Source organism: Propionibacterium ruminifibrarum (assembly GCF_900289195.1).
GTDB classification, from domain to species: domain Bacteria; phylum Actinomycetota; class Actinomycetes; order Propionibacteriales; family Propionibacteriaceae; genus Propionibacterium; species Propionibacterium ruminifibrarum.
Window position 1 is genome coordinate 1 of the sequence record NZ_OMOH01000002.1, and the last position, 25704, is coordinate 25704.

The 25704-nt window shown below is 69.4% G+C and carries 23 protein-coding genes, 1 tRNA gene, 3 pseudogenes and 1 riboswitch; of the genes and pseudogenes, 6 read left to right on the forward strand and 21 right to left on the reverse strand.

All coding sequences use genetic code 11. The features are described from left to right. A partial coding sequence (locus tag PROPJV5_RS01995) for a hypothetical protein (RefSeq protein WP_220474300.1) occupies positions 1-684 on the forward strand: 684 nt, incomplete at its 5' end. A gap of 787 nt (positions 685-1471) precedes the next feature. On the opposite strand, the pseudogene PROPJV5_RS12660 reads toward PROPJV5_RS01995, so the two are convergent. After that, positions 1472-1729: pseudogene (locus PROPJV5_RS12660) on the reverse strand (DUF4291 family protein); the annotation flags it as partial. Positions 1730-1912: 183 nt separating this feature from the next. Next, on the reverse strand, positions 1913-2284 hold the full coding sequence (locus PROPJV5_RS02010; protein ID WP_119714686.1) for a hypothetical protein: 372 nt from the start codon (positions 2282-2284) through the stop codon (positions 1913-1915). A gap of 261 nt (positions 2285-2545) precedes the next feature. On the opposite strand from PROPJV5_RS02010, the gene PROPJV5_RS02015 reads away from it, so the two are divergent. The 3 genes and pseudogenes from PROPJV5_RS02015 to PROPJV5_RS12990 form a co-directional block, all read left to right on the forward strand. Then, entirely contained in the window at positions 2546-3760 is a 1215-nt protein-coding gene (locus tag PROPJV5_RS02015; protein ID WP_119714687.1) for a pyrophosphate--fructose-6-phosphate 1-phosphotransferase, read from the forward strand. A 72-nt stretch (positions 3761-3832) separates the two neighbouring features. Next, positions 3833-4858, forward strand: coding sequence for a DUF2891 family protein (locus PROPJV5_RS02020; RefSeq protein WP_147385321.1), 1026 nt, complete (start codon positions 3833-3835; stop codon positions 4856-4858). 158 nt (positions 4859-5016) lie between these two features. After that, positions 5017-5094: pseudogene (locus PROPJV5_RS12990) on the forward strand (GntR family transcriptional regulator); the annotation flags it as partial. 144 nt (positions 5095-5238) lie between these two features. On the opposite strand, the gene PROPJV5_RS02035 reads toward PROPJV5_RS12990, so the two are convergent. Further along, the gene (locus PROPJV5_RS02035) at positions 5239-6372 is read right to left on the reverse strand and encodes a glycerate kinase (RefSeq protein ID WP_119714689.1); all 1134 of its coding nucleotides are present in this window, start codon (positions 6370-6372) and stop codon (positions 5239-5241) included. 63 nt (positions 6373-6435) lie between these two features. Further along, complete coding sequence (locus tag PROPJV5_RS02040; RefSeq protein WP_338047464.1) at positions 6436-6660, reverse strand: NAD-binding protein; 225 nt, start codon at positions 6658-6660, stop codon at positions 6436-6438. Here PROPJV5_RS02040 and PROPJV5_RS12995 point away from each other — a divergent pair, their 5' ends adjacent. Beyond that, on the forward strand, positions 6661-6786 hold the full coding sequence (locus PROPJV5_RS12995; RefSeq protein ID WP_275403693.1) for a hypothetical protein: 126 nt from the start codon (positions 6661-6663) through the stop codon (positions 6784-6786). 129 nt (positions 6787-6915) lie between these two features. Here the strand turns inward: PROPJV5_RS12995 and PROPJV5_RS02045 are convergent. The 9 genes from PROPJV5_RS02045 to PROPJV5_RS02085 form a co-directional block, all read right to left on the reverse strand. Next, positions 6916-6988, reverse strand: a tRNA-Asn gene (locus PROPJV5_RS02045). Between the two features lie 97 nt (positions 6989-7085). Then, positions 7086-7592 (reverse strand): hypothetical protein, encoded by a 507-nt coding sequence (locus PROPJV5_RS02050; protein ID WP_119714690.1) that lies wholly within the window; start codon positions 7590-7592, stop codon positions 7086-7088. 44 nt (positions 7593-7636) lie between these two features. Beyond that, on the reverse strand, positions 7637-8389 hold the full coding sequence (locus PROPJV5_RS12665) for a sigma factor (protein WP_119714691.1): 753 nt from the start codon (positions 8387-8389) through the stop codon (positions 7637-7639). 124 nt (positions 8390-8513) lie between these two features. Next, positions 8514-10391 (reverse strand): DNA primase, encoded by a 1878-nt coding sequence (gene dnaG, locus PROPJV5_RS02060; protein ID WP_119714692.1) that lies wholly within the window; start codon positions 10389-10391, stop codon positions 8514-8516. Between the two features lie 34 nt (positions 10392-10425). Next, complete coding sequence (gene ribH / locus PROPJV5_RS02065) at positions 10426-10932, reverse strand: 6,7-dimethyl-8-ribityllumazine synthase (protein WP_119714693.1); 507 nt, start codon at positions 10930-10932, stop codon at positions 10426-10428. 11 nt (positions 10933-10943) lie between these two features. After that, complete coding sequence (locus PROPJV5_RS02070) at positions 10944-11570, reverse strand: GTP cyclohydrolase II (RefSeq protein WP_119714694.1); 627 nt, start codon at positions 11568-11570, stop codon at positions 10944-10946. Next, on the reverse strand, positions 11567-12202 hold the full coding sequence (locus tag PROPJV5_RS02075) for a riboflavin synthase (protein WP_119714695.1): 636 nt from the start codon (positions 12200-12202) through the stop codon (positions 11567-11569). The genes PROPJV5_RS02070 and PROPJV5_RS02075 overlap by 4 nt, the downstream gene beginning before the upstream one ends. Next, positions 12183-13223, reverse strand: coding sequence for a bifunctional diaminohydroxyphosphoribosylaminopyrimidine deaminase/5-amino-6-(5-phosphoribosylamino)uracil reductase RibD (gene ribD / locus PROPJV5_RS02080; protein ID WP_119714966.1), 1041 nt, complete (start codon positions 13221-13223; stop codon positions 12183-12185). The genes PROPJV5_RS02075 and ribD overlap by 20 nt, the downstream gene beginning before the upstream one ends. A 187-nt stretch (positions 13224-13410) precedes the next feature. Further along, a riboswitch (FMN riboswitch) is annotated at positions 13411-13532 on the reverse strand. A gap of 71 nt (positions 13533-13603) precedes the next feature. Beyond that, a complete protein-coding gene (locus tag PROPJV5_RS02085) occupies positions 13604-14371 on the reverse strand; it encodes a DUF364 domain-containing protein (protein WP_119714967.1) in 768 nt (255 codons plus the stop codon). A 158-nt stretch (positions 14372-14529) separates the two neighbouring features. Between PROPJV5_RS02085 and PROPJV5_RS02090 the strand changes: the two are divergent. Continuing rightward, positions 14530-15228 (forward strand): annotated as a pseudogene (locus PROPJV5_RS02090) (ABC transporter permease); the annotation flags it as partial. 146 nt (positions 15229-15374) lie between these two features. On the opposite strand, the gene PROPJV5_RS02095 reads toward PROPJV5_RS02090, so the two are convergent. From PROPJV5_RS02095 to PROPJV5_RS02135, 8 genes are all read right to left on the reverse strand, one after another. Beyond that, positions 15375-16457, reverse strand: coding sequence for an HD domain-containing protein (locus tag PROPJV5_RS02095; RefSeq protein WP_420812710.1), 1083 nt, complete (start codon positions 16455-16457; stop codon positions 15375-15377). A 128-nt stretch (positions 16458-16585) separates the two neighbouring features. Continuing rightward, positions 16586-17755: a tRNA dihydrouridine synthase DusB gene (gene dusB / locus PROPJV5_RS02100; RefSeq protein ID WP_239018362.1), complete on the reverse strand. Its 1170-nt coding sequence runs from the start codon at positions 17753-17755 to the stop codon at positions 16586-16588. Positions 17756-17983: 228 nt separating this feature from the next. Then, on the reverse strand, positions 17984-19024 hold the full coding sequence (locus PROPJV5_RS02110; protein ID WP_275403694.1) for an NAD(P)-dependent alcohol dehydrogenase: 1041 nt from the start codon (positions 19022-19024) through the stop codon (positions 17984-17986). A 360-nt stretch (positions 19025-19384) separates the two neighbouring features. Then, a complete protein-coding gene (locus tag PROPJV5_RS02115) occupies positions 19385-21133 on the reverse strand; it encodes a cation:proton antiporter (RefSeq protein WP_119714698.1) in 1749 nt (582 codons plus the stop codon). Between the two features lie 115 nt (positions 21134-21248). Then, positions 21249-22007 (reverse strand): succinate dehydrogenase/fumarate reductase iron-sulfur subunit, encoded by a 759-nt coding sequence (locus tag PROPJV5_RS02120; RefSeq protein WP_119714699.1) that lies wholly within the window; start codon positions 22005-22007, stop codon positions 21249-21251. Further along, positions 22004-24118, reverse strand: coding sequence for a fumarate reductase/succinate dehydrogenase flavoprotein subunit (locus PROPJV5_RS02125; protein WP_119714700.1), 2115 nt, complete (start codon positions 24116-24118; stop codon positions 22004-22006). Before PROPJV5_RS02125 ends, PROPJV5_RS02120 begins: the two co-directional genes overlap by 4 nt. Next, positions 24115-24876 (reverse strand): succinate dehydrogenase cytochrome b subunit, encoded by a 762-nt coding sequence (locus tag PROPJV5_RS02130; protein ID WP_119714701.1) that lies wholly within the window; start codon positions 24874-24876, stop codon positions 24115-24117. Before PROPJV5_RS02130 ends, PROPJV5_RS02125 begins: the two co-directional genes overlap by 4 nt. A 95-nt stretch (positions 24877-24971) precedes the next feature. Then, positions 24972-25700, reverse strand: a complete 729-nt coding sequence (locus PROPJV5_RS02135; RefSeq protein WP_239018363.1) for an NUDIX hydrolase — start codon at positions 25698-25700, stop codon at positions 24972-24974. Positions 25701-25704: the final 4 nt, after the last annotated feature.

Genomic DNA, 25704 nt, shown 5'->3' on the forward strand with positions numbered 1-25704 from the left:
CAGGTTCGGGTTGGGTCTTCCCGATGTGGCCGGGCCGGTGTGACGATGGGGACATCACGGGCCCTGGGGGTGATTGTCATGATCCGGTGGCGGATCGGTCTCGCGGTGGCTGGCCTGTGCGCGGCCCTGGTGCTGGCCGGGTGTGGTTCGGGTGACTCGCCCGGGCCGGATGGTTCGTCCGTCAGCTCCTCGCCGGTGTCGTCGGGGCCGGTGTCGTCGGGGCCGGTGTCGTCTTCGCCGGTGTCTTCGGCGTCGTTGTCCGAGGATGAGTTGTATGCGGAGGCCGAGCGGGTCTACCGGGCGTATTTCGAGCTGGAACAGGACACCTTTGCGGCGGGCGGGGCCGAGACCCTGCCCGAGGGAATGGACGAGTACGTCATGGACCCCTTCGCCAATATCTTGGTACAAGGGTTCTCCCAAGTATTCGACAGGGGCTGGCGGATGCAGCCCGGGACGAGGGCCCGGATCGTATACGTGAAGAGAACTCCCGAGATCGCCCGTGAGGACTCCCTGGCCACCCTCCAGGTCTGTGTCGACTCCTCCCAGAGCCCGCTCGTGGATTCCAGCGACAACATCATTGGCGGCGGCTACGACACGAACAGGCTTTTCTTCCGGTACGACAATGATGGGCTGCTCAAGATCTACGGATCCAACAAGATGGAGGATGACTCATGCGAGGGCTGAGAATCGCGACGGGAATCGTCGTGCTGATCGCCGCATCAGGCCTTCACGCGCCAGCAGCACACGCCTGCGACGGATCAGGATGCACCGAGGACGATGGCTATCGAACCTATGAAGACAACGTCGATTTTGGTGATTCTGGTTCTGATTATTCGGTGTCGGTGTCTGAGTCGTATGAGGTTGCCGGGACAGGGCCCGTGGATGGTGGCGGGTACGGGCCGATGAGCCAGACGCCAGCACAGGCCCCTACCGGGCCCGGCCCCACGCCCGGGGAGGATGATGCCGATCCCGGCCCCATCACCCGCCCCGACGGCGATTTCGTGGTCTTCAACCCGGCCACCACCGGCCAACAACCACACACCAGCCCCGGAGTCGACCCGGTCGTGGTGGCCCGCCGGGCGATCGCCGCCCTCACCCTCGACGAGCCGGGCATCCTGCTCGACCCCGACCCCGCCACCAACGAGTGGGCCGCCACGGCAGTCGGGTTCAACACCTGGTTCCACGCCCCCGACCCCGGGGTTCGNTGCCCTACCAGAACCCGACAGGGGTGGACGCCCCGTCCCCGTACTGCGGACACGCCTGGGACACCCCCGGCGAGTACACCGTGACCGCGACCCGCACCTGGAACATCACCTGGACCGCCGCCGCACACACCGGCACCGACACCACCACCCGACCCGCAGGCACCCGCCACGTCACCGTCATCGAACTATCCTCACTCCTCACCAACCCCAACCGGTAACCAGGAGGCTCAAGCAGGACCATTTCATGGCTTCTCCGATAAGGACTGTCACATGGCAGTGTCACGCTCGGGATCCCATTGAACACGCACCGGCGACGCACTCCTGCGCGCCTCCCACTCCTCGCGGCTGCCGTGCGGCGGGTTCTGGTAATGCGACAGGCACGAGTGGGCGAGAGCCCACTCGAAACCGGCACGGGTGACCCGAATGGCCAGTACGCGCTCCTGGCCCGGTTTGGTCGCCCAACCGCAGCGATACATCATCCAACAGAACGATGGCTTGATCCAGGTCATCCGCCCCATGCGGAACGGCGGGACGAATCTTCAGGACGCCACGGCAGGCCCCGCGATCTGGGCGCCGTAGGCTTGATGGATGGTGATCGTTTCCTTATCAAAACACGCCCTGATCTGACGCAACGGAGTCACGGATCGCCTCCCCTCCCCACCGATACCATTCCTGACAGCTGCAGCCCCTTGTTGAAGGCGCTCGCGTCAACTTCGCCGCAGCTCCGCCTCGGCCAGCCCGGTGACGGTGAACCCGTTGATGCCGATGAGTCCGAGGAAGACGGTGTCGCAGTCGGCGGTGGTACGCACCCGCACCCGCCGGTCGGGGCCGATGGAAACGCTGACATCGACGATGTCATACTCACGCGCCACTGCATCGGCGGCTGCGATCGCCTGGGCATCACCGGCTGCGCCCTGCAGACGCGCGGCCGCGGCGCTGTCGGTCGCGGCCCGCGCCGCCGCTGCGGCGGCCGCCTGGGCCTCCCGCTGGGCGGTCAGGCGGGCGGCTCCGTCGACGGCCAGACCGGCCGCGAGGATGAAGGCGGGCATGACGGCCGCGAAGAGCGTGCTGACGCTCATTCCGCGCTCGTCCCCAGCCGGGCGGGGCAGGGCCGGCACGGGGACGGCTGGTGAACCGTGCCGGGGGTACCCGGCGTGAAGATCTGGCCTCATCACGTGCTCCCAGGGGTGGGGTGCGTCCAGTGTGGCATGCACAATCATCCGGGGAACAGGGCTGTGGACATCCCCCGAAGACGGGTCCCCTTTCGTCGCCCTCGTGGCCTAGGCTTGGGGCAATGGACCCGCACAAGGGCGGGCCCTGCTCAATGGAAAGGCTTCCACATGGTGAAGAAGGTAGCCCTGCTCACTGCCGGCGGTTTCGCCCCGTGCCTGTCCTCGGCCATCGCCGGTCTGGTGCGCCGCTACACCGAGGTCTCCCCCGATACCACGATCATCGGTTACCGCTACGGTTACGAAGGCCTGCTCAAGGGCGACTCGATCGAGTTCTCCCCCGAGGTCCGCGCCCACTACGACCGTCTCTTCGCCTTCGGCGGCTCGCCCATCGGCAACTCGCGCGTCAAGCTGACCAACGTCGCCGACCTGGTCAAGCGGGGGCTGGTGCCCGAGGGTTCCGACCCGCTGAAGATCGCAGCCGACCAGCTGGTCGCAGACGGTGTCGACGTCCTGCACACCATCGGCGGTGACGACACCAACACCACCGCTGCCGATCTCGCCGCCTTCCTCGCGCAGAACGGGTACCCGCTCACCGTCGTCGGGCTGCCCAAGACCATCGACAACGACATCGTCCCGGTGCGTCAGTCGCTCGGCGCCTGGACCGCTGCGGAACAGGGCGCCAGGTATGCGGCCAACATCATCGGAGAGCACAACGCGGCCCCGCGCGAGTTGATCATCCACGAAGTCATGGGCCGTAACTGCGGCTACCTCACCGCCGAGACGGCGCGCCGCTACCGCGCCTGGCTCGACGAGCAGGAGTGGCTGCCCGAGGCCGGCCTGAAGCGCGAGGCCTGGGACATCCACGCCGTGTACGTGCCCGAAGCCCAGATCGACATCGACGCCGAGGCCGAGCGCCTGTCGAAGATCATGGACGAGGTCGGCAATGTGAACATCTTCCTGTCCGAGGGAGCCGGCGTGAACGACATCGTCGCCCAGATGCAGGCCGCCGGCCAGGAGGTCCCGTTGGACGCCTTCGGCCACATTCAGCTCGACAAGGTGAACCCGGGCGAGTGGTTCGCCAAGCAGTTCGCCCCGCGCATCAGGGCGGCCAAGACCATGGTCCAGAAGTCGGGTTACTTCAGCCGATCCGCCAGGTCGAACGACGAGGATCTCGAACTCATCGCGGCCACCTGCGACATGGCCGTCGACGCCGCGCTCGCCGGCAACTCCGGTGTCGTCGGCCAGGACGAGGAGGCCGGTGACGAGCTGTCGGTCATCGCCTTCCCGCGGATCGCCGGACACAAGCCCTTCGACATCGGCCAGGACTGGTACAAGCAGATGCTGTCCGAGATCGGTCAGCCCGCCCCGGTCAAGGCCGAGTGATCCCCTGATCATCTGGTGGGGCGCCCTCAGGGGCGCCCCACCAGCGTTCCATCCACCCGAGGTTCCTGCCCGGTGAGCACCTTGCCCCAGCACATCCAGTGGCGCAGCCGGTGGGCTGCCTGCTGGGGGCACTCGCTGCTGCGCGCGCTGGCAACACCCATGCCCTGGGCCCCGTCCTCCGGACCGTCCACGGTGAGCAGGTCCAGCCCCGATGCCGGAAGCCTTCGCCCGCGCACGCCCGACGACTGGCACTCCTCCGCGCACATGCTGTGGGCGGCGCTCGTGCTGCTGCGGACCGCTCCCGCCGAGCTCGGCGGGCAGCTGTGCCAGGCCCTGACCGAGGCGCTGCGGCGTCGCTGGCGAGGCGGAGCCATCGGCGTGGAGGCGGATCATCTGCGCACCGAGCCCGGGGCCGGACGGCCCTTCGGCTGGGCGTGGACGGTCATGCTCGCAGCCGAGGCCCGCCGTCACCAGATCGCCGCCGAGCAGGGCTGGGCCACCCAACTGGGCGAGCTGGCCGATGCGGTTCGGGTCAACCTGCTGAATGCGCTGCCGCGGATGGGCTCCCCCGTACGGCTGGGCACGGAGCAGAACACTGCGTTCAGCATGGGACTGCTGCTGGACGCCTTCTGGACGCTCGGGGACTCCCGGACGGCCAATGCCCTGAGCGACCGGGCCCGCTCATTGTTCGGTGGCCAGGAGCGTTCCTCCTCCGCGGTCGATCCCGGCACCGCCGACATCTGCTCCCCCGCCCTGGCACAGGCCGACCTGGTCCGTCGGGTACTGCCGCCCAGTGTCTTCAGCCAGTGGCTCGCAGGTTTCCTCCCACGGCTGGGATCACCCAGGGACGCCACCCTGCAGGTCCCCGTTCTGCGCAGGGGCGCGGGCGGCGGGACCAGCCCGCTGCCCGCCCTGTCCCTCACCCGCGCCCTGCACCTGCGGCGGCTCGCACCGCACCTGCAACGGGCCCGTACAGAGTTGATGATCCGGTCGGCGGACCGGCTTCTCGAAGACTCCGCACCGCTCATCGCCACCGCACCGGTGACGGCCGCGCACCTGCTGGTGCCGTTGGCGGTGCTGACGGTGACCGATTGCTGATCAACGGGCACCTGGTGATCCGGGAGGGCCGCATGATCGTCTCCGATCGCCCCGGATCCGGCGTGACATTGCCGGACCAGTTGCGCGCCTGGACCGTCGACAGCTTTGAACTCGGCTCGCACCAGTGACGACCGGAAGCCGAGTCGTGCAGTGACTTCACCGTGTCGCGGACAGTCGTCAGGGAGGCGATCGGCCTCCTGCAAGCCGAGGGACTGGTGGAGAACCTCCAGGGGCGCGGCACCTTCGTCACCAAGCCCGGAGGCCACCCAAGAACCCGCCGTGGCCACAAGGGCCGCGATGCGAACACACCTCTCCCGGTCGCTCGCCGCCCTCGACGCTGCGGCAGTGCCGCACCGCGGCAGCAGGTAGCCAGGAGAACGCTACTTCTCGCGTCCGCGGCCGGCCATGATGAGACGGACGGCTCGCTCAGCGGCATCGGCAAGGGCCTGCCGGCCGTTGCGCAGGGAGTCCCCGAGGGTCGTGATGGAGGCGACGATCGGGACGAGACCGACGAAACCGTGGTCGTACAGTTCCTCGACGCCCTCACCGAACTTCCCGGCGAAGGCGACGATGGGCACACCGGCGGGCCGGGCGACGCGGGCGATCCCCGAGAGTGTCTTGCCCATGAGCGTCTGACGGTCCATGGCGCCCTCGCCGGTGAAGACGAAATCGGCGCCCTCGATGATCCGGGCGAGACCGACGGCCTCGACGACCAGGTCGACACCGGACTGGAGCCTGCCATCGAGGAAGGCGCGGAAGGCATAGCCCAGACCGCCGGCGGCGCCGACCCCTTCCTCGGTTGCGACGGAGTCCAGATGCCCGGACACCGTTGCGAGGCGTCGCAGGGCGTCGTCGAGGAATCTGACGTCCTCGGGGGAGGCACCTTTCTGCGGGCCGTAGACGGCGGAGGCGCCGCGGTCGCCGAGCAGGGGGTTGTCGACGTCGCAGGCGATCCTGAAGACCGCGTCCCGGGCCCGCGGATCGAGGCCGGAGACGTCCACTTCGGCGAGCCGGGTGAGGGAGGCCGGGCCGCCGTCCAGCTCAGCGCCATGCTCGTCGGTGAACCGCACGCCGAGGGCACGCAGCATGCCCGCGCCGCCGTCGTTCGTGGCCGAGCCCCCGATGCCGATGAGGAACTCGTGGGCGCCCCGGTCGAGCGCGGCGAGGATCATCTGCCCGACACCGGCGGTGGTCGCCTCGCGGATGCGGCGGCGTTCAGGGGGGATCATGCCAAGCCCGATCGCCTGCGCGCACTCCATGACGGCCACGCCGTCGGCGAGCGCGAACCGCGCCGATGCGGGCCCGCCGTACGCATCGGTGACGGGCACCTCGATCATCTCCAGGCCCAGCGCGTCGGCGAGGGACTCGGTGAAACCCTCACCCCCATCGGCCATGGGGACCTGGGGGCAATCGGCGTCGGGGAGCACCCGACGCACGCCCTCAGCAAGTGCCGCCGCGGCCTCGGCCGCACTCATGGATTCCTTGAAACTGTCGGGCGCGCAGACGATCTTCATGACGGCTCCTCCTTCACCGGGTACACCCTGTCTTAATAGACAACATCATGTGCCCAGCGCGAATCAATCCTGCGTGGCACCGGGCCTCAGCTCGATGCCGGCCAGTTTCTCGTACACCTTGACCAGCGAGGAGTGGTCCTCGGAGGCGAACCCGTCGCCGGCCAGGACGCTCATCATCTCGCGCACCAGTGACGTCAGCGGAAGGGGCGCTTCGACGCCGTGCCCGGTGTCCAAGACGTTCGCCAGATCCTTGATGTGAAGATTGGGGGCGAAACCTACACCGAGCACGTGACCGATGCGATCTCGTGCTCGATCCCCGCATCACGCTGGACCCAGCAGAAGGAGGACGAGATCGTCGCTGCGCTGCGGCTCGCCGTCGAGCGGGCGGTCATCCAGGCTCCCCTGCGTTCCTGACCCTCCGCGCAAACCTTCCCGCCCTGCTGCACCGTCTTCTTCTCCAAGACGACGACGGGCGCGGTCAATCGCGGGCAGGGTGGTGAACAGAACTGAAAAGCCCCCGTCAACAACGAGGGCCTTGATCTGCTCCCCCGACTGGACTCGAACCAGTAACCCTCTGATTAACAGTCAGATGCTCTGCCAATTGAGCTACAGGGGATCGTAGCCGCCTCGCACCGTTGTGCTCAGCGCGTGAAGGAACGTTACCAGCCTCCACCCGGAAACAAAAATCGGGGTTGCCGCCAGGCCCCGGGCCCTCACAGACCGTACTCGTCGGCCAGCCGCTCGCTCTGGTTGACGATGAACTCCTGCACCACCGGGTCGTCCATGGTCGCCCTGCCCGACGGCTGGGCCATCCAGGTGACATCGCCCTGCCCGGCCGGGTTCCGCCGCCCGCTGAGCACCACCGATCCCCCGCCGGGCACCTGGAGTTTCTCCTGAACGAGGATTGACGCCTGCACGCGCTCCTGGAAGGCCCCGGGCACCTGACCGGCCTCGGTCAGGACCGCCGAGTGCTCGGTGCCGTCGATGAGTGTCCAGGTCAGGAGGTCGTTGTCACGGTCCCAGGTGCCGTGCTGGATCTCCTGCCAGCCGACCTGACTCCACAGTCCCTCGTGTCGGACGGCGAGGCCGTCACTGAGGACGGCGACGAGAACGCCGTCGCCCCGGCCGGCCGCGATGACCTGCGGGGCGCTGCCCCGTAACGCGCGCAGTTCCCTCAGCTCATCGCGGCCGGTCGAGCGGGTGCGTCGTGTCGTTCGCATGTCTCCATTGTCGCCTCCGCCTGTGGCCGGTCGTCACCGGCAGGTCATGCGATCATCGCCTGCGCGGCCAAGTGGCGTCCCCGCTCCAGGGCTCGTCGCTTGGTGCGGGCCACGCTGGCCACGCTGACGCCCAGGCAACAGCTCATCTGGGCGAGCGTCATGGGTGCGCGTCCATCGAGGCCGAAGGCCATGGTGAGGACCCGCCGCTCGTCGCCGGGCAGCGACCAGACCCATTCGATGTCGATGTCCTGCTCGTCGTGGCGGCCCGTACCGAGCGTCTCGCCGAGGTCTGGTCTGCTGGTCCACAGGGAACTCAACCGCACCGGCTCGTCGCCCCCGTCCTCGTGCGCGGCGCTGGTCAGTCTTCTCATGAGCGAACGGCCGCACATGCCGGCGCTGTGCTGCTGGGCGCCGATGGCGCCGATCCGCTGGGAGATGATGAGCCAGGCCAGCGTGCTGAATCGGGTGCCTCGTCGCCAGTCCCACCGGTGGATGGCCTCGACCAGGGCGGCGGTGCCCTCCGCGATGAGCTCGTCGAGTTCCGCCACTCCCGGCTTGTCCCACTTGCGGGCGATGCGCCGCACCATGGCCGCGTTGGCCCGGCAGAAGACGAGGAAGGCCTGCTCGCCCTGCTCGGCGACCAGCCTCAGCTCGGTGGCGTCGGCACCGGCGGCCCACAGGCCCCGGTCCAGGCAGTGGCGGGCGTACTGGCCGGCCTCGATGGCCTTCGCCAGGGCGACTTCCTGCTCCGCGCTGAGCCGGTTCGGTTCGTTCCTGATGACGTCGATGGCATCCATGCCCACAGCCTCACGGCTGCACGGGGCCGGCGCCAGCGCTGTGGATGCCGAACAACGGACAACACGAGTTTCTGTGGAGAACCCGCCGAACCCCTGGTGTGCTGTCCCGAACCCCGCTGGAAGGTCACTCCAGGAAGCCGATGCTTTCCTGGGCGAGCTGCTTGCGCTCGACCTCAAGAGCCAGCAGCGTGGTGAACATCTCGGCGTGGTCGGCCTGGTCGGTCACCGGGTTGGTGCGCTGCAGACGTGACTTCAGGTCGTCGATGCGCCGCATCACCGTGAGCATGCGAAGCTTCGCGGTGTAGGCGGCGGCGTAGCGCTCGGTCGGTTCCTCGCTGAGCAGCGGTTCCACGAGCAGGGCCACCTCGAGCTGGCGGGCCGTGGGGTCGGCCGTGGTGGTCTGGAGCTGCTCCGCCCAGCCCTGCGGCTGGTAGCCGGTCTCGGCGATGGCCTCGAAGACGGCGCGGAACGCCGGGTGGGTGAAGTCGTCGGCACTCACACCGTTCCAGGCGGTGTCGAACAGGGTCGGCCGCTGCAGCATGAGCTTCAGGGTGCCGCGCTCGACGTCCAGCCGATGGTCCCGCGAGTCCGGCCAGGGCAGGCCGACCCGCTGGTGCGACGGGGCCGGTCCCGGCTCGACGATGTGGTCCGGCGCCCGTTCGGGTTCGGGGCGGCGGGGCCTGCGGCGGCGTTCGTCGCTGATGATTCTGCGCACCTCGCCCGGGTCCATGCCGACCAGGCGGGCCAGTTCGCGGACGTACTCGTTGACCAGCGAGGAATCCCGGATCGAGGCGATCATGCCGGAGGCGGCGCGCACCGCCTCGACCCGGCCGTCGGCCCGGTCGAGATCGTAGCCCGCGACCGTGTGGCCCATGACGTACAGGTACAGGGGTTCACGGCGGCCGATGAGTTCGCGGACGGCGGCGTCGCCCTGGGCCATGCGAAGATCGCAGGGATCCAGTCCGCTCGGCTCGACTGCCACGTAGGTCTGTGAGGTGAAGGAACGGTCGAGCTTGTAGACCTTCAGCGCAGCGGCCTGGCCGGCCCGGTCGCCGTCGAAGGTGAAGACGATCTCGCCGCGGGTCGCATCCGAACTGCCCATGAGCCGCTGCAGCAGGCGGGCGTGGTCCTCCCCGAACGCCGTGCCGCAGACGGCCACCGCCGTGTCGACGCCGGCCAGGTGAGCGCTCATGACGTCGGTGTAGCCCTCCATGACGACGGCCTGCTGCTTCTTGCCGATGTTCTGGCGTGCCAGGTCGAGCCCGTACAGGACGTGCGACTTCTTGTAGACGGGTGTCTCGGGCGTGTTGATGTACTTGGCGGGCAGGCGGTCATCGTCGTAGAGGCGACGGGCGCCGAAACCGAGTACGGACCGTCCCGAGTCCTTGATGGGCCAGATGACCCGGCCCTGGAAGTAGTCCCAGCCGCCGCGCTCTCGGATGAGGCCGGCGCGGACGAGTTCGTCGTCGCTGAAACCCGCCTTGTTCAGGTGGCGGTGCAGGGCCCGCCCGTCCTTGGGCGCGTAGCCGACCCCGAAGCGCTCGGCCGCGGCCCGGTCGAAGCCGCGGCCGTCGAGCATGCGCCGGGCCTCGATGGCCTCGGGGCCGGCCAGCTGGTTGGCGTAGAAGTCGGCGGCGAGCTTGTTGGCCTCCATGATGCGCACGCGCTGCCCGGGAGGCATCGAGGGGCGGCCGTCGTCGACGATGCGCAGCTGCACCCCGGTCCTGTCCGCCAGGGCCTGGACGGCCTCGGTGAAGGAGAGATTGTCGATCTTCTGCATGAAGGTGATGACGTCGCCGCCCTCGCCGCACCCGAAGCAGTAGAACAGGCCACGGGCCGGCGTCACCTGGAAGCTCGGGGTCTTCTCGTCGTGGAAGGGGCACAGGCCCTTGAGCGAGCCCCCGCCGGCGTTGCGCAACGTCACATAGGATCCGACGACGTCATCGATCCGGACGCGCTCCCTGACCAGGGCGATGTCCTCGTCGTTGATGCGTCCGGCCATGCCCGAATTCTATGCGCCCGGAGGGCGGCCCGGCTCAGCCACGGCCGTCGGTGACGGCCACCATGCGCAGGGCTGCGACGGTCGCCTCATAGCCGTGGTCCTTCGCCGACCCGGGAAGCCCCGCGCGGTCTCGCGCCTGCTCGATGTTCTCGCAGGTCAGCAGGCCGAAGCCGATGGGCTTGCCGCTGTCCAGGCTGACCCTGGTGAGTCCCGCCGTGGCGGCGTCGCAGACGTAGTCGAAGTGGGGTGTGCCGCCGCGCACGACGACACCGAGGGCGATGACGGCGTCATGGTCGCGTAGGGCGGTCTGCGCGCCGAGCGGCAGCTCGAAGCTGCCGGGAACCCGGATGATGTCGGGGATGATGGCGGCGTCGGCGCAGGCATGGTTCGCACCCGCCATGAGCCCCTCCATGATCTCGGGGTACCAGCTGGCGGCGACGACGGCGACGCTCACCGGGCTGCCGTCGCCGTGGCGGCCCGCGTCCGGGGTGAGAACAGGCAGTTCGATGGCGTTGGCGGGGCTCTCGTTGGTCTCGGCCATGGTCCTCTCCTTCAGTCCAGGTCCAGCAGATGGTTCATGCGGTCGCGTTTGGTCCGCAGGTAGGTGATGTTCTCGGGCCGGGCGCGCACCTGGTCCGGTTCTAGGCCTGCCACCTCGACGCCGGCGGCGCGCAGGCCGACGGCCTTGAGCGGGTTGTTGGTGAGAAGGCGGATGCGTGTCATGCCGATCTCCCGCAGGATCAGGGCGGCGGACGCGTAGCTGCGGGCCTCGACGGGCAGCCCGAGCTTCTCGTTGGCCGCCACGGTGTCGAGACCCTGCTCCTGCAGGTGGTAGGCGCGGAGTTTGTTGAACAGGCCGATGCCCCGCCCCTCCTGGTCACGCAGGTAGACGATGGCGCCCCCGGACTCGGCGACCATGGCCATGGCGGCGTGGAGCTGTTCGCCGCAGTCGCAGCGGTGCGAGCCGAGTACGTCACCGGTGAGGCATTCCGAGTGCACCCGCACGAGCGGGATGGTCTCCTCGGGTACCGGGACGACCAGGCTCATGTGCTCGATACCGTCGATGCGCCAGCACTGGGCGGTGAAGAGCCCCCACTCGGTCGGCAGGGCGACGGGGTCGGTGCGTTCCACGTCCGGCGCGGACCCGCCGGGGGCCCGCCCTGCAGGATGGACGCTCACTCGCGGGCCTCGGCCGGGGCGAAGGCCATGAACCGGCTCAGGTACTTGGCGAGGACATCGGTCTCGATGTTCACCATGTCACCCGCGGCGAGGCGGCCGAGGCGGGTTCCGGTGAGTGTGGCGGGGATGAGGCCGACCTCGAACCAGCTGTCCACGGCGTCGGGGTCGCTGACCGCGGTGACGGTGAGCGAGACGCCGTCGACGGCGATGGCGCCCTTCTCGGCGATCTGCGGAGCCAGCCGGTTCGGCACGCCGACCCGCAGCGTCGTCCAGCTGCCCTGCTCGGTGATCGACAGGACCCGCCCGGCGCCGTCCACGTGTCCCTGCACGATGTGGCCGTCGAGGCGTCCGTCGGCGGGCACGCAGCGTTCGAGGTTGACGACGTCCCCCGGCGCGACCTGCCCGAGGCTGGTGCGGTCCATGGTCTCGCCCATGAGTTCGGCGACGAACACGCCCTGGCGCTCGGGATCGGCGACCGATGTCAGGCAGACGCCGTTGACGGCCAGCGATCCCCCGACGGGGAGGTCGTCTGCGACGCCGTGGGTGTCGACGACCAGACGTGTGATGCCCGGGGCCGCTCCGGGCAGGAGTTCGACGACGGTTCCCAGCCCATCAACGATTCCGGTGAACATGCTTCTCCTCACGGGTAGGTGTCTTCTCAGGCCGGCGCGGGGACGGCCGGAGGATGATCTCGAGGTTGTCGTCGAGGGTGCGAACGGGTTCATCCAGTCGCCATTGGATGGCTCGGCCGAGCGTGTCGACGTTCAGCGCCCCGGTCGAGCGGATGCCGGGTCCGAGCATGAGCGGTGCCTGCTGGACGACGAGGGTGTCCACCAGGTCGGCGTCGATGAACGCACCGGTGATGGTGGGGCCGCCCTCGACGAGGACGTGCCCGACGCCGGCGGCCGCCAGTTCGGCGAGTACCTGCACCGGATCGTGGCTGGCGATCTGCAGCCACGGGCCATCGCGCAGCGCCGCGCCGTCGGGCACCGGACGCAGCCCCATCGCGACGTGCAGGGGCTGGTTGCCGAGCGGTTCCCCGTTCCTGTCACGGGCGGTGAGCCTGGGGTCGTCGGCGAGGACCGTTCCGGTGCCGACGAGGACGGCGTCCGCCCGGGCGCGGAGGGCGTGCGCCGACCGGCGCGCCCGGTCGCCGGTGATCCACTGGCTCGTGCCATCGGCTGCCGCGACGCACCCGTCGAGGCTCTGCGCGATCTTGGCCGTCACGTATGGCCGGCCCTGCCTGGCGGCGAGCAGCCAGCGGTCGTTCAGTTCACGGGCCTGCTCCGCCATGAGCCCCTCGACGGTCTCCACCCCGGCGGCACGAAGCCTGGCTGCGCCTCCCGAGGCGATGGTGTGCGGGTCGGCCGTGGCGTAGACGACCCGGGAGATCCCGGCGTCGATGAGCGCCCGCGAACAGGGACCGGTGCGGCCGGTGTGGTCACAGGGTTCGAGGGTGACGACCATGGTGGCGCCGCGCACGTCCTGTCCGCTCTCGCTGGCCGCGCGCAGGGCGTCGACCTCGGCGTGAGGGGTGCCCGCGCCCCTGTGATGGCCGACGGCGATGATGCGGTTCTGATCAACGATGGTGGCCCCGACGAGCGGGTTCGCGCCCCGGGCGCCCTGCCTGGCGACGTCGAGCGCCACGGCCATGGCCTGCGCCTCGAGTGGCGTGGTGGGCGCGTGCGGCTGTCCGTCGCCCCGACCCGACTGTGAACTCATCGGCCCCCTCCGGCATCCTCGCCCGGGGCCCATGAGTGAACGGTCCGGGATGGCCGGCCGGTTCCACGGTCGGCCCCGTCCGGCGATCGTGCGCCGCGACGGGTGGCCGTCCACTCATGCCATGCGCCTCCCATCCAGACTGTGACTGTCGGTTCTGGAATTCCACCAGATCAGCCGGCCGTTGGCCGGGTCGCGGACTCTCACCGCCGGTACGGATTTTCACCGTCCCCGGGACATGACAGGGTCAGTATGCCACGCCCGGGTCCATCCCGGTGGTTCTTTCACCCGGGTTGTACCGGCCGGGCGGCGGTTCAGGCGGCGGGGCGATCCTGGTGGACGCGGTGACCGGCCCGGAACATCGCCTTCATGTTGACTCCGCCGAGTGCCCGGTCGAGCAGCTGCGGGTCGGTGGCGACGAAGCCGGTGACGGTGTCGGCCCCGTAGTCGAAGAGCATCGGGTGCAGCGGGGTGGAGGGTCCGACGAGCACGGTGTGGGCGTCCCGGGACAGCTCCAGCAGGCGCGGCGCCGTCTTGTTGACGAAACTCGACCCGGAGATGAACACGTAATCGCACTCGGGCAGGATGTACTCGCAGGCGGTGTCCGGGTAGTCGCCGGGCTGCGGGTGGCGTTCCAGGCAGTAGAACTCGCCGGCCCGGTCCAGGGCGTCCCGGGCGAACCCGAAGTGCCCGATGACGGCGACCCGCTTGCCCTCAACCGCCCGGGCGTAGGGATCGAAGACCTGCTGCCAGGTCGTGCCCTCGCCGGTCGCCACGAAGCCCTTCTCGGCGGCCGAGTCCGGACGGGCGTACCAGGAGTTGATGGCCGCCTGGCCGATGGAGGCCTCGGCGAGATTCCAGCTGTGGATCAGGTCGGCGGCGGTACGCAGCGCCAGTCCTTCGAGCAGGACGCCCTCGAAGCTGTCCGGGCGCGACTTCACGTTCATGGTCCAGGCCATCCCGGCTCCCCCGGCCGAGTTGAGCACGCGGGTCCACTGCGCACCCACGTTCACTGCGTGAACCGTCACGTCCTCGGGTATCTCGGCGAGGAGATCCTCGTAGATCTGCCATGCCCCTGCCATCATCACCTCACGTTCCCCTAGGACAACGATTTACTTAGGTTAGCCTGTGAATAATGGCGAGTCCAGGACTCAGGTCGTGCCCCGGCACGACGAAGCACCCCGTCCTGGGGAAGAATGCTGGCGTGTCCATCGATCCGAGCCTGCGGCTGGCCGGTGCGCTGGCGCTGCTCGTCGCACTGGCGATGCTCGCCGCGTGGGCCGGCCGCTTCGCCTTCCTGAGATCGGTTCCGTGGGCGGCGGCGCGAGCCGTCGTCCAGTTGTTCGCCGTCTCGTTCATCGTCGTGGCGGCCGTCACGAGGCTCTGGGCCGCCGCGCTGTTCGTCGCCGCCATGTTCGCGGTCGCCGTGTGGACGACGACGGGACGGATCGGCGCCCGCCGGGCCTGGGCGTGGTCGGCGCTGGCGGTCGCCGCCGGCGTACTGCCGGTCCTGACGATCATCTTCGCAACCGGTGCGGCGCCGCTCAACGGCGCCTCGCTCGTACCGATCGGCTCGATCATCGTCGGCAACGCGATGAGCGCCCACACCTTGAACGGGCGGCGGCTCTTCGCGGCCCTGCGTGAGGGACGGGATGTCTTCGAGGCGGCGTTGTCCCTCGGGTTCGCGCGGCCCGATGCGATCGGGATCATCGTGCGCCCCATCGCCGGCGAGTCCCTCATCCCGACGCTCGACAGGACACGGACCGTGGGGCTCGTGACGTTGCCGGGCGCCTTCATCGGTGTTCTGCTCGGCGGCGGTACGCCGCTCCAGGCGGGGGCCGCCCAGGTACTCGTCATCATCGGGATTCTCGCGGCAGAATCGGTGACGGTGCTCGTCATGACCCTGCTGATCACCGGCGCACGGCTACTGCCCGCCGACGACCGCCGCCGCATCCGCCAGGGTTCCCCACGCCCGGGGCGGGGCCGGCCCCGGCGGGTGGCCCGGCACAGAGCCCGGTCCGGATCCTGGGCCCGCGCCGGGCGGGGCCGGGCGAAGTTTCGGGGCCGAATGGGCCGCGGACGTCGTCAGGCCCCGTGCCCCACGCCCCGCGGCAGCCGCGCCGGATCCCAGCCGAGCAGGCGCTCGGCACAGTCGAAGGCGAAACGGTCGGTCATGCCCGCGACATAGGTGACGGCGCTGCGCGTCAGGTCGTCGAGGTCGCGGTACTCGGACGGCAGGTCACCCGGATGGCCGATGTAGTACGAGACGAGCTGCTGCAGCACCTCGATCATCGCGTGCGACTGCGCCAGCGACTCCGGGCGGGTGTAGATGCGTTCGTAGTTGAACCGGCGCAGGGCGGCCAGTGCGCCAGCCGTGCGGGCGTCCATGCCGACGGCACCGGTGCGGGTGGTGGTGGTGACGACGGCCCCGATGAGCGTCGCCAGCTGCTCCCGCAGGGACAGGCCGATGACGTCGACGACCCCGCCCGGCACGTCGCCGGGCTCGACGATGCCGGCGCGGATGGCGTCCTCGAGGTCGTGGGCGCAGTACCCGATGCGATCGGCCCAGCTGACGATCTCACCCTCGATGGTGCACGGCGCCGGGCTCGACCACGAGTGGTTTGCGATGCCGTCACGCGTCTCGGCGCACAGGTTCAGGCCGGCCAGGGCGACCTCGGCCCCCCAGGGTCCGTGGTCGAAACCCTCGGGCAGGAACGCGTCGAAGGCCTCCTCGGAGGCGTGGCCGCCGGGCCCGTGCCCGCAGTCGTGGCCGAGCGCGATGGCCTCGGTCAGCGCCACGTTGGCGCCGATGCCGCGGGCGATGGAGGTGGCCACCTGGTAGACCTCGATGGCGTGGGTCAGGCGGGTGCGCTGGTGGTCGGTCGGGTAGACGACGACCTGGGTCTTTCCGGCCAGGCGCCGAAAACTCGTGGAGTGGACGATGCGGTCGTGGTCGCGTTCGAAGCAGGTGCGTTCGGTGTCGGGCTCCTCCTCGCGCATCCTGGAGCCGGCCCCGTGGGATCGCGCGGCGCCCTCGCGGAGGGTGAGGGCCTCGAGTTCCTCCCGGGCCAGGCGCCCGACGGGCTCCCCCCTGCCGATGAGCAGGTGCGAGTCCCGGTGCGGGCGCACGATGTCGTCGCCGTCCACCTCGTGCTCGTGGCCGCTCATGGTGCGCGCCCAGGCCCTGGAACGCGCGGTGGCAACCAACCCGTGGCCCGCATCCCGCCGGCCGCCACCACTGCTGCTCGTCATGGTCACCAGTATGGCCGGGAGCGCCGACACCGGGGCCGGCCGGTTCAGGCGACCTTCCCGGAGTAGCCCAGTTCCGCGTCGGACAGGTCCAGGTCGCGTCCGTCGCGGTCGTCCAGCCAGCCGGTCGGCATGACCACCCTGCGGCGCAGCGCGCCCTGACGGCCGCGCGGCCTGCCCAGGACGCCGGCGGGGTAGGGGCAGTCGGCTCCGGCCTTGGCGACGAGGACGGCGAGCAGTTCGTCGAGACGTTCGAAGGAGTCGATCATGCCGAGCGCCTGGCGCAGCTCGCCGCCGACCGGGAAACCCTTGAAGTACCAAGCCATGTGCTTGCGCAGGTCCGTCAGGCCGTGCCGCTCGCCCATCTGGCGGGCCAGCAGTTCGCCGTGACGGCGCACGGTCCGGCATATCTCGCCGAGCGTGGGCAGGGTCAGGCGCTCGCCGCCGGACATCGCCGCCGCCAGGTCGGCGAACAGCCAGGGGCGGCCCAGGCAGCCGCGACCGACCTCGACACCGGCGCAGCCGGTGCGCTCCATCATGGCCAGTGCATCGCCTGCCTCCCAGATGTCGCCGTTGCCGAGCACCGGGATGTCGACCTCGCTCACGAGGTCGGCGATGACATCCCAGTGGGCATGGCCGGAGTAGGCCTCCTCGACGGTGCGGGCGTGCAGGCAGATCGCCGCCGCCCCCGCCTCCTGGGCTATCCGGGCGACGTCGCGCCATGTGGTGTGGTCGTCGTCGATGCCGATCCGGGTCTTGACGGTCACGGGCACGCCGTGACGGTCCCCGGCCCGGACCGCCGCGGTGATGATCTCGCGCACGAGCCCGGTCTTCCAGGGCAGGACTCCCCCACCGCCCTTGCGCGTGACCTTGGGCACCGGGCACCCGAAGTTCAGGTCGACGTGGTCTGCGCCGTGCCGGGTGCACAGCAGTTCGACGGCCCTGGCCACGACGGGAGGGTTCGTGCCATAGGTCTGGACACTGCGGATGCGTTCGTCGTCGAAGAAGGTGAGCATGGCCCCCGCGCGCCGGTCCGCGCAGACCAGGCCGCGGCTGGTGACCATCTCGCAGATGCACAGCCCGGCCCCCTGTTCCTGGCAGAGCGTGCGGAAGGCGGCGTTGGTGACCCCGGCCATCGGGGCCAGGACGACCGGGGTCTCGATCTCGACGCGACCGCCCGAGGGCGAGGTGAGAACGAGGGGTTCGACGCGTGGCACCCGTCAAGCTTAGGCGGTGGGGAACGCCACGGGTTCGGCGCGGAACGCCCGATGACCGGTACCGCGGCCGGAATCCGCCCAGACCACTGCGGGCACCCCGGTCCGGCGGTCGTCGCGCAGGGCGAACACGCGCGGCACGGACCACTGGTGAACCGTGCCGGGCGGGGGCGGTTCCGGCTCGGCGGCCGCCCCGCCCGTCTCCGCGAGCGGGGCGGCCGCCGGCACGGTTCAGACGGTGATGACCGGTTTGATCAGGTCCCGCGGCTTCTGCCGCATCAGTTCGACCCCGTCCTCGACATGCTCCAGACCCGTGAACCGGTGGGTGATCATCTTCTCCGGGTGGATCCGGCCGGCCAGCACCAGCTCGGTCATGCGCTCCATCCGGCGCCTGCCACCAGGGGTCAGGCCACCGACGAGGTGCTTGTGGCCCATGCCCACCAGGAACGACTCGCGGCTGATCCGCAGCGCATCGCCCTCACCCAGGTAGTTGACGTTGCCGATCCGCCCGCCTGGCTTCAGGACGTCGAAGGCCTGCTGGAAGGTCCCGAGGTCGCCGCCGGCGACGACGACCCGGTCGACGCCCCGGCCCCCGGTCGCCTCCATGATCTGCTCGACGATGTCGCCCTCGCGATAGTTGACGATGTCGGTGGCGCCGAACTGCTTCGCCACCTCGATGCACGTGGGACGCGAGCCCACTGCGAACAACCTGCCCGCACCGAGGATCGCCGCCCCGGCGACCGACATGAGCCCCACCGGCCCGATGCCGATCACCACCGTCGTATCGCCCGGCCGGATCTGGGCCAGCTCGGCTCCGTGCAGACCCGTCGTCGCCATGTCCGACAGCATCGCACCGGTCTCGGCGGGAATGCCCTCGGGCAGCACGGCGAGATTGGCGTCCGCGTCATTGACATGAATGAACTCTGCGAACACGCCGTCCTTGGTGTTCGAGAACTTCCAGCCGCCCAGCGCGCCGCCCGAGTGCATCGGGTAGCCGTCCTGCGCAGCGATCGAGGACCAGTCCGGGGTGATCGCCGGGATGATCACCCGGTCACCCACCTTGATGTCGCGCACCGACGTGCCGACCTCGACGACTTCGCCGACCGCCTCGTGGCCGAGCACCATGTCATGGCGCTCACCGACCCCGCCCTCGTACACGGTGTGAATGTCGGACGAGCACGGCGCCAACGCCACCGGACGGCACACCGCGTCCAATGGCCCGCACACCGGCTCGGCCTTCTCGATCCAACCGGCCTCACCGATCCTCAACATGGCGTAACCCTTCACGATGCCTCCTCACGCAACAGAACTCGAAGGGGTTGGGTGTTGACCCGTGTCAGAGCCGGCGGTGTTCGTAACCCGCGGGCTCCGCCGCGGTCGGTACGGCGGCAACGTCGCCACCGGACATGAGCTGAGCCTAATGGATCAACCCCGGCCAGAGCCATGGGCGGCTGCGGGTCGTCGCCTGCCCCGCCGCGCCGAAACCCCCTTGCCGGGGCACGAACGGCGGGCACCGAGGGGGCTGGGGCTCAGACAGCCGATGCCGTGCCGAAGGAGGAACCGATCAGGCAGGGTTTGTCGCCTGCCCGGTGGCGTGCGACGGCCGGCAGGGTACGGCCCCGACCGGCCTCCTCACTGTTCCTCGCGGTACATCTGCATGCGCAGCTCAAGGCTCGTCTGGTCGGCGTCGAGCAGACGCAGCATGGCGGTGAGTCCGGCCGGGCTGTACTTGCCCGTCTGGTTCACCCTCAGCAGGGTCTCGCGCTGGGCCTTCACGGCCCGCAGGGCGTGTTCGCCGGCCACGCCGGCCAGGTGCCTGTCCTGGGAGCTCAGCCGGCCCGTACGGGCCCTGCCGAGCAGGTTCTCCGCCCGAGTCACGAGCGCGGACTCGTCGTTCTCGTCGGCGTCGAGGATCGTCGCGCCCCGGCCAGCACCGGCCTCGCGCAGTTCGGCGGGCGGGGGCACGCGGGCCGCCGCCTCGTGCATGATCTCCCGCAGCTCGGCCCTCTCCTGGGCCGATGCCCGCGCGGCCTGCGCAGGACGCACGAGCCGAACGAAGGCGCCCAGCGAACCGCCCTGCGCGACCAGTGAGATCGAGGCGACGAAGAAGGCGATGAGGATCATCACCGGCCGCCCGGGCAGATCAGTCGGCAGGGTCTGGGCCGCGGCGACGGTCACGGCACCGCGCATGCCGGCCCAGACGATGGTCGCCCCCTCGCGGGCGCCTAGACGTTCCTGGGTGTAGTAGTCGATGTCTGCCAGCGCCCGTTCCATGCGCAGGGCGAGCCACGCCGCCCTGCGCCGCTGCCGCCGCGTGACCGGGCGTTCGGGCCGGTCACGGTGGTGGGCGCCCATCAGGGTCCTGACGGTCGACGTGCGCCGGGCACGCCGGGCCGCGTGGCGGCGGGCCACGACGAGCATGAGGGCGACGACGCAGGCCCGGGCGGCCAGGACCACCGCGATGACGATCACCGACAGCACGAGAATCCTCCCCAGTGGCGCCTGCTCGTCATCGGCCAGTGCGGCCGGCAGCTGGAGCCCCATGAGCAGGAAGACGCTCGATTCGAGCACGAGCGAGATCTCGGCCCAGGTCGTCCGGTTCGCCGACCGCTGGGATGGTGTCAGCAGCGAGGTCGAGCGGTATCCCTCGACGAGTCCGCAGACGACAGCCGCGATGAGGCCTGATCCCCCGATGTGCTCGACCAGGAGAAAGGCCGCGTACGGCGTGGCCAGTGACATGAGCATGTCGGTCGTCACCGACGAGCTGCGGGCCCGGAGCCAGAGCACCTCGTTGCCGACGATCAGGCCGACCACGACGGCGGATATCACTGCCCAGAAGAACGAGCCCACCACCTGCCCGGCCGTGACCTGCCCCGTCGTGGCCACGAGGGCGGAGGACATCACGACGAGCGCCGAGGCGTCATTGACCAGGCCCTCGCCCTCGAGAACAGAGATGACGCGCTGGCTGACGCCGGCCTTGCGGGTGATCGACGTGGCCACGGCATCGGTCGGGCTGACGATGGCTCCCAGGGCGATGGCCGCCGCCAGCCCCAGGCCGGGCACGATCGCGTGCAGAACCAGCCCGACGGCGACTGCCGTAGCGATGACGAGCAGCACCGACAATGCCGCGATGGGACCGAGATTGCGCCGGAACTCCAGCAGCGGCATCCTCACCGCCGAGGCGTACAGGAATCCCGGCAGGATCAGTTGAAGGATGATGTCGGGGTCGGCGTGCAGAGCCGGCACGGCGGGGATCGTCGCAACCCCCGTGCCCAGAACGAGCAGCACCACGGGGGCGACCAGCCCGGCCCACTCGGCCAGCCGGTCGCTCAGCGCGATGACGAACAGTGCGGCGACACCGATGAGCAGGACGACATCCACGCCGAACGATTATCCACTCCGCGGCAAGGGCAGCGGCGCACCGAGCCGGGGACGCTCGTGGGGCCCGGCGCCGAAGCACCGAGCCCCACGAGTCTCAATCGATCGGACAGACGGATCAGGTCTCACGCGAGTGACGGCCGCGCAGCACCGAGCGCCAGCGCTCCTTGTTCACCGTGGCAATGGCGGTCAGCGAGATGCCTGCCGGGCAGGACACCGCGCACTCGCCGTACAGCGAGCACGGGCCGAAGTTCTCGTCGAGCATGGAGACCATCTTGCGGGCCCGGCGGCTGCGCTCCTGCTTGCCCTGCGGCATCTTGGCCAGGTGGGCGAGCTTGGCGCCGGCGAACAGCATGGCCGCGCCGTTCGGGCAGGCCGCGACGCAGGCGCCGCAGCCGATGCAGATGGCGTAGTCCATGGCCTGCTCGGCCGTCAGGTGATCCTGCGGCACGGTGTCGGCGTCCGGGGCGGTACCGGTCATGACGTTGACGTGACCGGCGGCCTCGACGAGCTCGTCGAGAGCCGCCCGGTCGATCGCGAGGTCGCGGATGACCGGGAAGGCCGCCGAGCGGAAGGGCTCGATCGTGAAGTGCGTGACCTCGGGGAACGAGCGCAGGTGCTGGCGACAGGCCGGCGTGTTGGCCAGCGGGCCGTGCGGTTTGCCGTTGACGAGGAAACCGCAGCAGCCACAGACGCCCTCGCGGCAGTCCGACTCGAAGACGATCGGCTCACCGCCGGCCTCAACGATCTCGTCGTTGAGCTGGTCGAGCATCTCGAGGAGGCTGAGCTCGGGCTCGACGTCCTCCATGACGTGGGTCTCGAAGTAACCCTCGGCGTCGGGTCCGTCCTGGCGCCAGATATCGAGTGTGACCTTCATCGGTAATCCCTCACCTGCAGATCGATCAGCGAGAAGTTGAGCGGCTCGCTGTGGCGGACATGGGTGCCATCGGGACGAGTCTCCCATGCGGAGACGGCGCACCAGTCGTCGTCGTTCCGCTTGGCCTCGCCTTCGGGGGTGGCGTACTCGGTGCGGAAGTGCGCACCGGAGGACTCGCGGCGGTCCAGGGCGTCGAGGACCATGACCTCTGCCAGCTCCAGGAAGTCGGCCACCCGGCCGGCCTTCTCGAGCTCCTGGTTGAGACGGTTGTCGGAGCCGACGACCTTCACGTCGCGCCAGAACTCCTCACGCAGCTCGCGGATCTCGCCGAGGGCCTTGACGAGGCCCGCCTCGTCACGGCTCACGCCACAGCCCTCGTAGAGGATGTCACCCAGGCGGCGGTGGAACCACTCGGGACGGCGGGTGCCGTTGTTGTTCGTCAGCTTGTTGATGCGTTCCTCGACGTAGGCGATCGACTCGCGCACCTCGGGGGCCTCGGTGGACAGGACGGGCTTGCCGACGAAACCGGCGAGGTAGTTCGGCACCGAGAGCGGCAGGGTGAACCAGCCGTCGACGCTGGCCGACAGGAGCGAGTTGGCGCCCAGACGGTTCGCGCCGTGGTAGTTGTTCGACGCCTCACCGCCGACGAACAGGCCGGGGATGTTGCTCATCTGGTCGAAGTCGACCCACAGGCCACCCATGGCGAAGTGGGCGCCGGGGGCGATGCGCATCGGCACCTCGTACGGGTCCTCGCCCGTGCAGTCGAGGTACATGTCGAACAGGTTGCCGTAGCGCTCCTTGATCGTCGCCTTGCCCAGTCGGTTGATGGCGTCCTTGAAGTCCAGGTACACCGAGTTGTGCAGCGGGCCGACACCGTGACCGGACTCGATCTGGGTGCGGGCGTTGCGGGAGGCCACGTCACGCGGGGTGAGGTTGCCGAACGAGGGGTACTTGCGCTCCAGGTAGTAGTCGCGCTCGTCCTCGGGGATCTCATTGGCGGGCCGGTCGTCGCCGGCCTTCTTCGGCACCCAGATGCGCCCGTCGTTGCGCAGCGACTCCGACATCAGCGTCGTCTTGGACTGCCAGTGCTGGCTGACCGGGAGAGCTGTCGGGTGGAACTGCAGGAAGCAGGGGCTGGCGAAGTAGGCGCCGTGACGATGCGCCCGCCACGTCGCCGTGGCGTTCGATCCCTTGGCCAGCGTCGACCAGTGGTAGACCGAGCCGTAGCCGCCGGTGCAGAGCACGACCACGTGCGCCGTCCAGCCACGGATCTCACCGGTGAGCAGGTCACGGGTGATGATGCCCTGCGCACGACCGTCGGCCACGACCAGGTCGAGCATCTCCATGCGGTTGTGCATCTTCACGGTGCCGGCGTCGATCTGCTCCTCGAGCGCCTGGTAACAGGCGACCTCGAGCTGCTGACCGGTCTCGCCACGGGTGTAGTAGGTGCGCGAGACCTGCACGCCGCCGAACGAGCGGGTGGCCAGCTGGCCGCCGTACTCGCGGGCGAACGGGGCACCGATGGCGTACATGTGGTCGATGACCTTGACCGACTCGATACCCAGGCGGACGGCGTCGGCCTCGCGGCCGCGGTAGTCGCCGCCCTTGACGGTGTCCTTGACGAAGCGCTTGAGCGAGTCGCCGTCGATCTTTCGGGCGCGGGCCGAGTTGATGCCGCCCTGGGCGGCCACCGAGTGGGCGCGGCGCGGCGAGTCGTGGAAGGAGAAGCAGTCGACGTCGTAGCCGAGCTGGCCGAGCGTCGCCGCGGCGCCGGAGCCGGACAGGCCGGTGCCGACGACGATGACCTTCATCTTGCGGCGGTTGGCCGGGTTGACCAGCTTGTACTCGTCCTGGCGGCGCGCCCAGGCGGTCAGCGGATCGCCCTCGGGGACGTTGGCGTCGAGCTCGGGCCCGACCTCGTAACCGGCGGCCTTCTGTGCCGGGCCGAGGATGTCACGGTTGCGCGGGGCGTCATTGGGGCGGACGAAGGGACGTCCGGAACCGTGATCGCCGGAGGCGGCTGCTGGCGGGGCCGCCGGGGCCGCAGCTGGCGTCGTGACGTCGAGCTTGTCCGCCACGGCACCGATGACGTTCTTGATGATGTTGGTCATGAGATCACCCCAAACAGGACGAGCATGGGCAGGGCCCCGTTGCAAACCATGATGATCAGAGCAATGAGCAGGAAGGCGATCAGCCAGATCTTGCGCAGGCGCGGCCCGGTGCCGCCGAAGTCATTGATGGCGTTCCAGCCGCCCTGACCGATGTGCAGGGCGACGACGACCATGAGAAGCGTGTAGAAGGCGGCCATCCACGGACGGGAGAAGCTCGCGACGAGGTTCTCGTACGCGTGGGCATGGACGACCATCTGGTTGCCCACCATCTCGTACGTGGCCTCCTCGAACTCCGAACTGGCGACGCCGCGGCCGATCGTGAGGTCGAGCAGGTGGACGATGATGAACACGAAGAGCAGGACGCCCTCGACGACCATGTACTTGGCGAACCACGCCTTCTTCTTCATGCCCTTGCGGGAGAACTTGCCGCGCGCCTTGCGTCCACGGGCGTGGATCGTCAGGCCGGCCCACACGTGCAGGATGAGGCTGACACCCAGCGCCAGGCGCATGACCCACAGCAGGCCCTCGTAGGGCAGGAACGGGAAGAGGAAGGTGCGCAGGAAGGCCGCGTACGCGTTGTAGTCCTCAGCGCCAAGGAACAGCTTGAGGTTACCGACCATGTGGACAAAGACGAAGAGAACGAAGATCGTGCCCGTGGCGGCCATGATCAGCTTCAGGGTCACGTTCGACGGATGCTGGTTCAGCTTCGGCCGGACGACCGTGTCCCCCTGTCCCCGCGCCTTCTCGATGACGCTCATGAGTTACTCCAATCGGGTGATGAATTGGTCATACCATATGCCCTTCACCGGGGGCTCGCAGCACTGGGGCGCACCTTTTGGGACGATTTGCAGACCTATTTTGTCGAGTTGGCCGGGTTAACGGGTCTGAGAACCGCAAACGGGTCCGTCACGCAGTACCTCGATGACCTAAATCTATAGGTCCGCGCGGGACGTCCACCACCGACCCCCGGCGTGGTGAGACGGCCTGTCGCGATGATCTGTCCGCGCCGGCTCAGGACGCGCCCCAGGTTGGTCGCGTCGACCTCGTAGCCGAGCACGTCGATGTACAGGTCGCGCAGCTGGGCGAGGGTGAACTCGACAGGGGCCAGGGCATAGGCGATGTTGGTGTACGACATCTTCGCCCGCACCCGGTCGAGCGCCTCGTCGACGATCCGGCGGTGGTCGAAGGCCATCTGGCCGAGCCGGGCCAGCGGCACCCACTGCCCCGCCGAGCCGGCGCCCGGCTCCACGTCGGGACCGACCAGCCCCACATAGGCCGTGGCGATGGTGCGCTCGAAGGGATCGCGCTCGGGGTCGGACAGTGTCACGAGCTGCTCGCAGTGACCGAGATCGGTCAGGTCGAGCTTGGTCGCCAGATGCCGCTCCAAGGCCGCGTCCATCGTCTCGCCGGCGTCGACCGGCCCGCTGGGCAACGCCAACTCGCCCGTGAAGGGCTCCCTGGTGCGGCGCCAGGTCAGCACCTGCAGCCGCTCCCGGCCCGGCGCCACGCGCAGGACCGCGGCGATGACCTCGTGGCGGAACTTGGCCACGCCACGACCATCCCGGAACGGCTCACTCGACACAGCA